The sequence below is a fragment of the Agrobacterium sp. ICMP 6402 genome (assembly GCF_009498615.1).
GTDB classification, from domain to species: Bacteria; Pseudomonadota; Alphaproteobacteria; order Rhizobiales; family Rhizobiaceae; genus Agrobacterium; species Agrobacterium burrii.
The window spans coordinates 1,578,503-1,587,351 of record NZ_QSNV01000001.1; the positions used below are offsets into that span (position 1 = coordinate 1,578,503).

Annotated in this window: 18 protein-coding genes and 1 pseudogene; all 19 read right to left on the reverse strand. The window is 57.3% G+C overall.

The features are described from left to right. Window positions 1-39: 39 nt before the first annotated feature. The gene (gene rplR, locus DXT96_RS08070) at window positions 40-402 is read right to left on the reverse strand and encodes a 50S ribosomal protein L18 (protein ID WP_046798170.1); all 363 of its coding nucleotides are present in this window, start codon (window positions 400-402) and stop codon (window positions 40-42) included. Window positions 403-414: 12 nt separating this feature from the next. Then, a complete protein-coding gene (gene rplF, locus DXT96_RS08075; RefSeq protein WP_006313979.1) occupies window positions 415-948 on the reverse strand; it encodes a 50S ribosomal protein L6 in 534 nt (177 codons plus the stop codon). 42 nt (window positions 949-990) lie between these two features. Further along, window positions 991-1,389 (reverse strand): 30S ribosomal protein S8, encoded by a 399-nt coding sequence (gene rpsH, locus DXT96_RS08080; protein WP_149897264.1) that lies wholly within the window; start codon window positions 1,387-1,389, stop codon window positions 991-993. Window positions 1,390-1,401: 12 nt separating this feature from the next. Continuing rightward, window positions 1,402-1,707 carry a 30S ribosomal protein S14 gene (rpsN, locus tag DXT96_RS08085; protein WP_003495202.1) on the reverse strand — a complete coding sequence of 102 codons (306 nt, stop codon included), beginning with the start codon at window positions 1,705-1,707 and terminating at the stop codon, window positions 1,402-1,404. A 33-nt stretch (window positions 1,708-1,740) separates the two neighbouring features. Beyond that, window positions 1,741-2,295 (reverse strand): 50S ribosomal protein L5, encoded by a 555-nt coding sequence (gene rplE, locus DXT96_RS08090; RefSeq protein ID WP_149897263.1) that lies wholly within the window; start codon window positions 2,293-2,295, stop codon window positions 1,741-1,743. Further along, complete coding sequence (gene rplX, locus DXT96_RS08095) at window positions 2,288-2,596, reverse strand: 50S ribosomal protein L24 (RefSeq protein ID WP_149897262.1); 309 nt, start codon at window positions 2,594-2,596, stop codon at window positions 2,288-2,290. The genes rplE and rplX overlap by 8 nt, the downstream gene beginning before the upstream one ends. Window positions 2,597-2,608: 12 nt before the next feature. Further along, the gene (gene rplN, locus DXT96_RS08100) at window positions 2,609-2,977 is read right to left on the reverse strand and encodes a 50S ribosomal protein L14 (protein ID WP_003495199.1); all 369 of its coding nucleotides are present in this window, start codon (window positions 2,975-2,977) and stop codon (window positions 2,609-2,611) included. Between the two features lie 234 nt (window positions 2,978-3,211). Continuing rightward, a complete protein-coding gene (rpsQ, locus tag DXT96_RS08105; protein WP_006313974.1) occupies window positions 3,212-3,448 on the reverse strand; it encodes a 30S ribosomal protein S17 in 237 nt (78 codons plus the stop codon). An 11-nt stretch (window positions 3,449-3,459) separates the two neighbouring features. Further along, window positions 3,460-3,660: a 50S ribosomal protein L29 gene (gene rpmC / locus DXT96_RS08110; protein ID WP_003495193.1), complete on the reverse strand. Its 201-nt coding sequence runs from the start codon at window positions 3,658-3,660 to the stop codon at window positions 3,460-3,462. 12 nt (window positions 3,661-3,672) lie between these two features. Then, window positions 3,673-4,086 carry a 50S ribosomal protein L16 gene (rplP, locus tag DXT96_RS08115; protein WP_006313973.1) on the reverse strand — a complete coding sequence of 138 codons (414 nt, stop codon included), beginning with the start codon at window positions 4,084-4,086 and terminating at the stop codon, window positions 3,673-3,675. 38 nt (window positions 4,087-4,124) lie between these two features. Continuing rightward, the gene (gene rpsC / locus DXT96_RS08120; protein WP_003516138.1) at window positions 4,125-4,856 is read right to left on the reverse strand and encodes a 30S ribosomal protein S3; all 732 of its coding nucleotides are present in this window, start codon (window positions 4,854-4,856) and stop codon (window positions 4,125-4,127) included. Further along, window positions 4,856-5,245, reverse strand: a complete 390-nt coding sequence (gene rplV, locus DXT96_RS08125) for a 50S ribosomal protein L22 (protein ID WP_149897261.1) — start codon at window positions 5,243-5,245, stop codon at window positions 4,856-4,858. Before rplV ends, rpsC begins: the two co-directional genes overlap by 1 nt. Window positions 5,246-5,247: 2 nt before the next feature. Further along, complete coding sequence (gene rpsS / locus DXT96_RS08130; protein ID WP_149897260.1) at window positions 5,248-5,526, reverse strand: 30S ribosomal protein S19; 279 nt, start codon at window positions 5,524-5,526, stop codon at window positions 5,248-5,250. A 15-nt stretch (window positions 5,527-5,541) separates the two neighbouring features. Next, window positions 5,542-6,378 (reverse strand): 50S ribosomal protein L2, encoded by an 837-nt coding sequence (rplB, locus tag DXT96_RS08135; RefSeq protein ID WP_003507771.1) that lies wholly within the window; start codon window positions 6,376-6,378, stop codon window positions 5,542-5,544. 43 nt (window positions 6,379-6,421) lie between these two features. Continuing rightward, on the reverse strand, window positions 6,422-6,715 hold the full coding sequence (locus tag DXT96_RS08140; RefSeq protein ID WP_003495178.1) for a 50S ribosomal protein L23: 294 nt from the start codon (window positions 6,713-6,715) through the stop codon (window positions 6,422-6,424). After that, window positions 6,712-7,332, reverse strand: a complete 621-nt coding sequence (gene rplD / locus DXT96_RS08145; RefSeq protein WP_010971963.1) for a 50S ribosomal protein L4 — start codon at window positions 7,330-7,332, stop codon at window positions 6,712-6,714. The genes DXT96_RS08140 and rplD overlap by 4 nt, the downstream gene beginning before the upstream one ends. Window positions 7,333-7,344: 12 nt before the next feature. Further along, entirely contained in the window at window positions 7,345-7,986 is a 642-nt protein-coding gene (gene rplC, locus DXT96_RS08150; RefSeq protein WP_149897259.1) for a 50S ribosomal protein L3, read from the reverse strand. A gap of 168 nt (window positions 7,987-8,154) precedes the next feature. After that, the gene (rpsJ, locus tag DXT96_RS08155) at window positions 8,155-8,463 is read right to left on the reverse strand and encodes a 30S ribosomal protein S10 (RefSeq protein ID WP_003495158.1); all 309 of its coding nucleotides are present in this window, start codon (window positions 8,461-8,463) and stop codon (window positions 8,155-8,157) included. Window positions 8,464-8,773: 310 nt separating this feature from the next. Further along, window positions 8,774-8,849: pseudogene (locus tag DXT96_RS08160) on the reverse strand (elongation factor Tu); the annotation flags it as partial.

The window sequence follows — 8,849 nt, forward strand, 5'->3', positions numbered from 1 at the left end:
TGAAATTCCGCCCGGATCGTTGTCCGGGCGGAATAAAAATTAAAAGTTCAGACCGCCTTCGCGGGCAGCATCTGCCAGGGCCTTGACGCGGCCGTGATAGATGAACGCGCCACGGTCGAATACAACATCCTTGACGCCAGCCTTGACGCCGCGCTCGGCAACCAGCTTGCCCACGACGGATGCCGCAGCAACGTCGGCGCCGGTCTTGAGCGAGCCGCGCAGATCGGCTTCGAGCGTGGAGGCAGACGCAAGCGTCTTGCCAGCAACATCATCGATGATCTGGGCGTAGATGTTCTTCGACGAGCGATGAACCGACAGGCGCGGGCGGCCATTGGCAACCGCCTTGATCTGGCGGCGCACACGGCTCGCGCGACGTGCAAGTGCTTCTTTCCTGCTAGCCATTTCGCGTGATCCTTACTTCTTCTTGCCTTCTTTGCGGACGATACGCTCTTCAGCGTACTTCACGCCCTTGCCCTTGTAGGGCTCGGGACCACGGTATTCGCGGATTTCCGCGGCTACCTGACCGACCTGCTGCTTGTTGATACCGGAAACGATGATTTCCGTCGGCTTCGGCACGGCAATGGTGATGCCGACCGGCGGCTCGTAAACCACGTCGTGGGAGAAACCGAGCGCCAGCTGCAGGTTCTTGCCCTGCAGGGCGGCACGATAACCAACGCCGTTGATTTCGAGCTTGCGTTCGTAACCGTCCTTAACACCCTTGAAGATGTTCTCGATCATCGTGCGGGACATGCCCCACTTCGAGCGAGCTTCCTTGGTGCCATTGGCCGGCGTTACGGAAACGCCGTTATCTTCGAGTTTCAGCTGAATATCGTCGTTAGCGACGAAAAACAGTTCACCCTTCGGGCCCTTCGCAGTGACCTTCTGGCCGTCGACATTGGCCGTCACACCTGCGGGAACCGGAACGGGCTTTTTACCGATACGAGACATTGTTCAATCCTGTCTGTTCGTTATGGAGATCCGTGCTCGATCTTAGAAGACCGAGCAAAGAACCTCGCCACCAACGTTCTGTTCGCGAGCCTGGTGATCGGCCATCACACCCTTCGGAGTCGAAAGGATGGTGATGCCGAGGCCGTTCGCGACCTGCGGAATGGACTTTACCGAGACATAGACTCGGCGGCCCGGCTTGGAAACGCGGCCGATCTCACGGATCACGGACGCGCCTTCGTAGTACTTCAGTTCGATGCTGAATTCGGACTTGCCGTTTTCGAAATCGACCTTGGAATAACCGCGAATGTAGCCTTCAGCCTGCAGCACGTCGAGAACGCGTGCGCGGAGGCTGGAAGCAGGCGTGCTGACCGCAGACTTGCGGCGAGCGGCACCATTGCGGATGCGGGTGAGCATATCACCCAAAGGATCAGTCATGGTCATGTGCCCGTCTCCTTACCAGCTCGACTTGACAATGCCCGGCACCTTGCCGGAATTGCCCAGCTCACGAAGCGCGATACGCGACATCTTGAGCTTGCGATAGAACGCGCGCGGACGGCCCGTTACTTCGCAGCGGTTGCGGATACGCGTCTTCGAACCGTCACGCGGCAGCGAAGCGAGCTTCAGAGTGGCCTTGAACCGGTCTTCGATCGGAAGGGACTGGTTCATTACGATCGCCTTGAGTGCAGCACGCTTGGTAGCCTGCTGGGCGACCGACTTGCGGCGGCGCTTGTTCTTTTCAACTGCGCTTGTTTTCGCCATATCGGAGTTCCTTTTCTACGCTCGTCGTTACGGTTAGTGACGGAACGGGAAGTTGAACTCTGTAAGCAGAGCCCGAGCTTCGTCGTCCGACGTCGCCGTCGTGCAAACGATGATGTCCATGCCCCACATCTGATCAACCTTATCGTAGTTGATCTCAGGGAACACAATGTGTTCCTTGATGCCCATGGCGAAGTTGCCACGGCCGTCAAAGCTCTTGGGGTTCAGACCCCGGAAGTCGCGAACGCGCGGCAGCGCGATGTTGATCAGACGATCAAGGAATTCGTACATGCGTGCGCCACGAAGGGTAACCTTCGCACCGATCGGCATGCCTTCGCGAAGCTTGAAACCAGCGATCGAATTACGAGCGCGGGTGACGACCGGCTTCTGGCCGGCAATCGCAGCCAGGTCACCGGCAGCAATGGTCGGCTTCTTGGAATCGGCAGTCGCTTCGCCAACACCCATGTTGATCACGATCTTTTCAAGCTTCGGGATCATCATTACGTTGGCGTAGGAGAACTTCTCCTGCATGGCGTCGCGGATACGCGACACGTATTCCGCCTTGAGACGCGGCTCGTACTTGTCAGCCATCGATCACTTCTCCCGAACGCTTGGCCACGCGGACCTTCTTGCCGTCTACAACAGAAAAGCCAACGCGGGTCGGCTTGCCATCCTTATCGGCGATGGCAATGTTGGAGATGTGCAAGGATGCTTCCTTGTTGATGATGCCGGCTTCCTGGCCCTGGGTCTGGCGCTGGTGACGCTTCACCATGTTTACGCCACGCACAACGGCACGGTCTTCTTTCGGCATAACCTGGATTACTTCGCCGGTACGGCCCTTGTCCTTACCGGTCAATACGACAACTTTGTCGCCTTTACGAATTTTCTGCATCGCGATTGCTCCTTACAGTACTTCCGGAGCCAGCGAGATGATCTTCATATGGTTCTTGGCGCGAAGTTCGCGCGGAACCGGTCCGAAGATACGGGTGCCGATGGGCTCTTTCTTGTTGTCGATAAGAACGGCTGCGTTGTTATCGAAACGGATGACGCTGCCGTCAGCGCGACGGATGTCCTTGGCGGTGCGCACGACAACCGCCTTCATCACATCGCCCTTCTTGACGCGGCCGCGCGGAATAGCTTCCTTGATGGAAACGACAATAATGTCGCCAACAGAAGCATATTTGCGCTTCGAGCCGCCCAGCACCTTGATGCACATGACACGACGTGCGCCGGAATTATCCGCCACGTCGAGGTTTGTTTGCATCTGAATCATGTCAGGTCGCCTTCTTGTTGTTACCGGAACGGTTGGGCAAACTCTCTCGAGTGAGCCCCCTGCCCCAGCTTATGAATATCTCTTTTTTTGCGCGGAAAAATCGTGACAGGGTGGTTTCCCGAGGGACCTTCCGTGCGCATCAAAGCAAAAGACGCTCGATTCACGAGCGTCCTTGCGGTGCTTCATACAGGAATTCGCGCCAAGTACAAGATGCCTGGCGCGATTCTGATGAAATTAAGCCTGGGCGGCAACAACCGTCCAGCGCTTGTCCTTGGAGATCGGTGCGCATTCCTCGATGGAAACGACATCGCCGACCTTGTATTGATTGTTTTCGTCGTGTGCCTTGTACTTCTTCGAACGACGAACGGTCTTTTGCATGAGCGGGTGAGCGAATCGACGCTCAACCCGGACCACGACAGTCTTCTCGTTCTTGTCGGACACTACGACGCCCTGCAGAATGCGTTTCGGCATATTATTTTTCCTTAGGCCTTGGCTTCTGCCGCCTTCTGGCGGGCAATGGTTTTAACGCGGGCGATGTCCTTGCGGACTTCGTTGATGCGCGAGGACTTCTCCAGCTGGCCAGTCGCCTTCTGGAAGCGCAGGTTGAACTGCTCCTTCTTCAGATCGGCGAGCTTGTCCTTGAGCTGGTCGGCGCTGAGGCCGCGAACTTCATCGGCTTTCATGTGCCTTGCTCCTTACTCTGCGATGCGCTGTACGAAGCGCGTCTTGACCGAGAGCTTGGCAGCGCCGAGACGAAGCGCCTCACGGGCGATCTCCTCGGTAACACCGTCGATCTCGAACATCATACGACCGGGCTTGACCTTGCATGCCCAGTATTCGACCGAACCCTTGCCCTTACCCATACGAACTTCGGTCGGCTTTGCCGTTACCGGAACGTCGGGGAATACGCGGATCCACACACGACCTGCGCGCTTCATGTAACGCGTGATCGCGCGGCGGGCCGCTTCGATCTCGCGTGCATTCACGCGGTTCGGTTCCTGCGACTTCAAGCCGAATTCACCGAATGCCAGGTCAAAGCCGCCCTTGGCGACGCCCTTGATGCGTCCCTTGAACTGCTTACGGTACTTAGTACGCTTTGGCTGCAACATTTTCTTACTTCTCCGAGCTTATCTTTCGCCAGCGTCAATCAAGCGTTTTCGCGACGACGATCGGGACGATCGCCACGCTCACGGCTTGCAGGGCCTTGAGCATCGCCTTCGAGACCGCGACGCTCAGAAGCCATCGGATCGTGCTCAAGGATTTCGCCCTTGAAGATCCAGACCTTGATGCCGCAGATGCCGAATGCGGTTTCCGCTTCAGCCGTGCCGTAGTCGATATCCGCACGCAGCGTGTGCAGCGGAACGCGACCTTCGCGATACCATTCGGTACGAGCGATTTCAGCACCGCCGAGACGGCCGCCGCAGGTGATCTTGATGCCTTCGGCGCCAAGACGCATTGCGGACTGAACCGAACGCTTCATCGCACGGCGGAAAGCCACGCGGCGCTCGAGCTGCTGGGCGATCGACTGGGCAACCAGAGTTGCGTCGATTTCCGGCTTGCGCACTTCAACGATGTTGAGGTGCGTTTCGGAGTTGGTCATCTCGGAAAGCTTCTTGCGAAGCTTCTCGATGTCCGCGCCCTTCTTGCCGATGATGAGACCCGGACGAGCCGAGTGGATCGTAACGCGGCACTTCTTGTGCGGACGCTCGATGACCACCTTGGCGATACCGGCCTGCTTGAGTTCCTTGATCAGGTAAGCCCGGATCTTCAGATCTTCATGCAGCAGCTTGCCGTATTCTGCGGTGTCAGCGTACCAGCGGCTATCCCAGGTACGGTTGATGCCGAGGCGGAAGCCGATCGGATTGATTTTCTGACCCATTATGCGGCCTCCCCTTTTTCTTCAACTTCACGAACAACGATCGTGAGGTGAGAGAACGGCTTTTCAATGCGGGACGCACGACCACGGCCACGGGCGTGGAAACGCTTCATGGTGATGGACTTGCCAACATAGGCCTCGGCGACGACGAGAGAGTCGACGTCGAGGTCGTGGTTGTTTTCCGCATTGGCAATTGCAGATTCCAGCGTCTTCTTGACGGTGCCTGCAATGCGCTTGCGGGAGAATTCGAGCTCGGCGAGAGCGCGATCAACCTTCTTGCCACGGATAAGAGCGGCAACCAGGTTCAGTTTCTGGGGGCTGACGCGGAGCGTGCGGGCAATGGCCTGAGCCTCATTGTCCTTCAGCCGGCGTTCGGTCTTAGCCTTCGCCATGATTACTTCCTCTTTGCCTTCTTGTCCGCGCCGTGACCGTAGTAGGTCCGCGTCGGAGAGAATTCACCGAACTTGTGTCCGACCATGTCTTCGTTGACCGAGACGGGCACATGCTTGCTGCCGTTGTACACGCCAAACGTCAGACCGACGAACTGCGGCAGGATCGTGGAGCGACGGCTCCAGATCTTGATTACTTCATTACGTCCGCTCTCGCGCACCTTCTCAGCCTTGGTGAGAAGATAGCCGTCAATAAACGGACCTTTCCATACTGAACGAGCCATTAGTGACTACCTCTCTTACTTCTTACGCTGATGGCGCGAGCGCATGATGAACTTGTCGGTCGACTTGTTCGAACGGGTGCGCTTGCCCTTCGTGGGCTTGCCCCACGGAGTAACCGGGTGGCGACCACCCGACGTGCGACCTTCACCACCACCGTGCGGGTGGTCGACCGGGTTCATGACGACGCCGCGAACGTGCGGACGCTTGCCACGCCAACGCGAACGACCAGCCTTGCCGTCGTTGATGTTGCCGTGATCCGAGTTCGAAACAGCGCCGATCGATGCGAGGCAGGAGCCGTGCACCAGACGCTGTTCGCCCGAGTTGAGACGCAGGATGGCCATACCGGCATCGCGGCCGACGAGCTGGACATACGTACCGGCGGAGCGGGCAATCTGACCGCCTTTACCTGGCTTCATCTCGACGTTGTGGATGATCGAACCGACAGGAATGTACTGAAGCGGCATGGTGTTGCCGGGCTTCACGTCCACTGCCTTGTCGGAGGCGATTACCTTGTCACCAGCAGCGAGACGCTGTGGCGCGAGAATGTAAGCCTGTTCGCCGTCGGTATACGTAACCAGCGCGATGAACGCGGTGCGGTTGGGGTCGTATTCCAAACGTTCAACGGTGCCTTCAACGTCGAACTTGCGACGCTTGAAATCCACCAGACGGTAGGTCCGCTTGTGACCGCCACCCTGGAACCGGACGGTGATCCGGCCCTGGTTGTTGCGGCCACCCTTGGAGCTGAGGCCCTGGGTCAGAGCCTTTACCGGCTTGCCCTTGTAGAGCGAAGCGCGGTCCACGATAACCAGCTGGCGCTGGCTCGGCGTGGTCGGATTGAAACTTTTCAATGCCATTTTATTGTTCCCTTTTGGGTCTTTGCCCGCTTGGGCCTAACCTTTAGAGTCCGGTGGACACGTCGATGGATTGACCTTCGGCGAGCGTAACGACGGCTTTCTTGACGTCCTTAAGCTTACCGGCGAACCCACGGAAACGACGGGTCTTACCCTTGCGGATAAGCGTGTTCACAGCCGTGACTTTGACGCCGAAGAGAGCTTCCACGGCAGCCTTGATTTCAGGCTTGGAAGCGCTTTTGGCGACGTTGAATACGACCTGGTTCTGTTCGGAGACCAGCGTCGACTTTTCCGTGATCGAAGGAGATACGATCACATCGTAGTGGCGAAGATCCGTCATTTGAACCGCTCCTCCAGAGCCTCTACAGCAGCCTTGGAAAGCACCAGCTTGCCACGACGCAGGATGTCGTAAACATTGATGCCCTGTACCGGCAGAACGTCCACATTCGGGATGTTCTGGGCTGCGAGCTTGAAGTTGCCATCAAGTTCAGCGCCACCGATAACCAGAGCGTTGGTCAGGCCAAGCGAAGCGAAGCTGCCCAGCAGAGCCTTGGTCTTTGCTTCAGATGCAACGAGCTGATCGACGATGATCAGTTCTTCTGCCTTCAGCTTTGCAGACAGGGCGTGACGCAGAGCGAGCGCACGAACCTTCTTGGGAAGGTCATGGGCGTGGCTGCGAACGACCGGGCCGTGGGCCTTGCCGCCGCCGCGGAACTGCGGTGCGCGAGCCGAATGGTGACGAGCGCGGCCCGTACCCTTCTGCTTGTACATCTTCGCACCGGTGCGGGAAACTTCCGACCGGTTCTTCGTCTTGTGTGTTCCCTGCTGCTTCTTTGCAAGCTGCCAGCGAACCATACGGGCCAGGATGTCCTGGCGGGGATCGAGGCCGAAAATTTCGTCCGACAGAGAAACCTTGCCGGCGTCTTTTCCCTCGAGGGTCTTGACGTTCAATTCCATGATAAGGCTCCCTTACTTCGCAGCCGACTTGACGGCGTCGCGGACGATGATCCAGGAACCCTTCGAACCGGGAACTGCACCCTTAACAAGGATGAGGCCACGGTCTTCATCAGTCGAAACGACTTCGAGGTTCTGGGTCGTAACGCGCGTCTGGCCCATATGACCAGCCATGCGCTTGCCCTTCCAGACGCGGCCCGGATCCTGGTTGTTACCGGTCGAACCGTGTGCACGGTGCGATACGGAGTTACCGTGCGAAGCGCGGCCACCACCGAAGTTGTGACGCTTCATAGCACCGGCAAAACCTTTACCGATCGTGGTTCCAGTAACGTCGACCAGCTGGCCGTTCTGAAAATGATTTGCGGTCAGTGTTGCACCGATGTCGATCAGGTTCTCGGGGGAAACCCGGAACTCGACGAGCTTAGCTTTCGGTTCGACATTGGCAGCGGCAAAATGACCGCGAAGCGCCTTTGTCGTGTTCTTGACCTTGGACTGGCCGGCACCGAGCTGAACTGCGGTGTAGCCATTCTTGTCTTCCGTGCGCTGGGCAACGACTTGTACGTTATCCAGTCGCAATACTGTTACGGGGATATGTTCACCTGCGTCGTTATAGACGCGTGTCATACCCACTTTCTGTGCAATCACACCTGAACGCATTGGTTCATCCTCTTGCGAGCCTTGAAGGGAAAACCCTCTCTGGCCTTTGTTAAGGAGTGCCCTTCGACATCTCACGATGTTTCCGGTCTCCGGTTTGGAAGTCGTTGGATTTCTCCACGTACCTTCCTTGTTATTTCAGCCCTCACCAAGGATGGGTCGGGCCGGGTCTTAGAGCTTGATTTCCACGTCAACGCCAGCAGCGAGGTCGAGCTTCATAAGAGCATCGACAGTCTGCGGGGTGGGGTCAACGATATCGAGAAGACGCTTGTGCGTCCGCATTTCGAACTGTTCACGGCTTTTCTTGTCAACGTGAGGAGAGCGGTTGACGGTAAACTTTTCGATGCGTGTGGGGAGTGGAACCGGGCCGCGAACGCTGGCGCCGGTGCGCTTTGCGGTCGACACGATTTCACGGGTAGAGGCATCGAGGATCCGGTGATCGAACGCCTTGAGGCGGATACGGATATTCTGGCCGGTCATTCGTCTTGTCCTTGTTCTTTGTTATTCGTTTCCGCACGCGGAAACACATGAACTTCTATTGATCGTGGCGCCGCAGATTTTCAAAAACCGAGAGAGATGCGCCTCGCACCCCAATCATTTCAGTAGTCTGTATTGCTAAAACACCGCGTTTCGCAGTTGCTTGCGAATCCAGCGGGGAGTGTGAGTGCGCGTTTACGCGCTTTCACCGAATTTTTCAAGCACTAAAAATGCAACGCCGCCAGGCTTTTTGTCAAAAGCCCGACGGCGGTGTTTGTGACACCGCCGTCGGAGCGAATTTTAAAAGTCGAAATTACTCGACGATCGAAGCCACGATGCCGGCGCCGACGGTACGGCCGCCTTCGCGGATAGCGAAGCGCAGCTTTTCT

Coding starts and splice junctions, on each gene's coding strand:
- rplR (WP_046798170.1), bottom strand. CDS start 402: ATGGCTAGCAGGAAAGAAGCACTTGCACGTCGCGCGAGCCGTGTGCGC.
- rplF (WP_006313979.1), bottom strand. CDS start 948: ATGTCTCGTATCGGTAAAAAGCCCGTTCCGGTTCCCGCAGGTGTGACG.
- rpsH (WP_149897264.1), bottom strand. CDS start 1,389: ATGACCATGACTGATCCTTTGGGTGATATGCTCACCCGCATCCGCAAT.
- rpsN (WP_003495202.1), bottom strand. CDS start 1,707: ATGGCGAAAACAAGCGCAGTTGAAAAGAACAAGCGCCGCCGCAAGTCG.
- rplE (WP_149897263.1), bottom strand. CDS start 2,295: ATGGCTGACAAGTACGAGCCGCGTCTCAAGGCGGAATACGTGTCGCGT.
- rplX (WP_149897262.1), bottom strand. CDS start 2,596: ATGCAGAAAATTCGTAAAGGCGACAAAGTTGTCGTATTGACCGGTAAG.
- rplN (WP_003495199.1), bottom strand. CDS start 2,977: ATGATTCAGATGCAAACAAACCTCGACGTGGCGGATAATTCCGGCGCA.
- rpsQ (WP_006313974.1), bottom strand. CDS start 3,448: ATGCCGAAACGCATTCTGCAGGGCGTCGTAGTGTCCGACAAGAACGAG.
- rpmC (WP_003495193.1), bottom strand. CDS start 3,660: ATGAAAGCCGATGAAGTTCGCGGCCTCAGCGCCGACCAGCTCAAGGAC.
- rplP (WP_006313973.1), bottom strand. CDS start 4,086: ATGTTGCAGCCAAAGCGTACTAAGTACCGTAAGCAGTTCAAGGGACGC.
- rpsC (WP_003516138.1), bottom strand. CDS start 4,856: ATGGGTCAGAAAATCAATCCGATCGGCTTCCGCCTCGGCATCAACCGT.
- rplV (WP_149897261.1), bottom strand. CDS start 5,245: ATGGCGAAGGCTAAGACCGAACGCCGGCTGAAGGACAATGAGGCTCAG.
- rpsS (WP_149897260.1), bottom strand. CDS start 5,526: ATGGCTCGTTCAGTATGGAAAGGTCCGTTTATTGACGGCTATCTTCTC.
- rplB (WP_003507771.1), bottom strand. CDS start 6,378: ATGGCATTGAAAAGTTTCAATCCGACCACGCCGAGCCAGCGCCAGCTG.
- DXT96_RS08140 (WP_003495178.1), bottom strand. CDS start 6,715: ATGACGGATCTTCGCCACTACGATGTGATCGTATCTCCTTCGATCACG.
- rplD (WP_010971963.1), bottom strand. CDS start 7,332: ATGGAATTGAACGTCAAGACCCTCGAGGGAAAAGACGCCGGCAAGGTT.
- rplC (WP_149897259.1), bottom strand. CDS start 7,986: ATGCGTTCAGGTGTGATTGCACAGAAAGTGGGTATGACACGCGTCTAT.
- rpsJ (WP_003495158.1), bottom strand. CDS start 8,463: ATGACCGGCCAGAATATCCGTATCCGCCTCAAGGCGTTCGATCACCGG.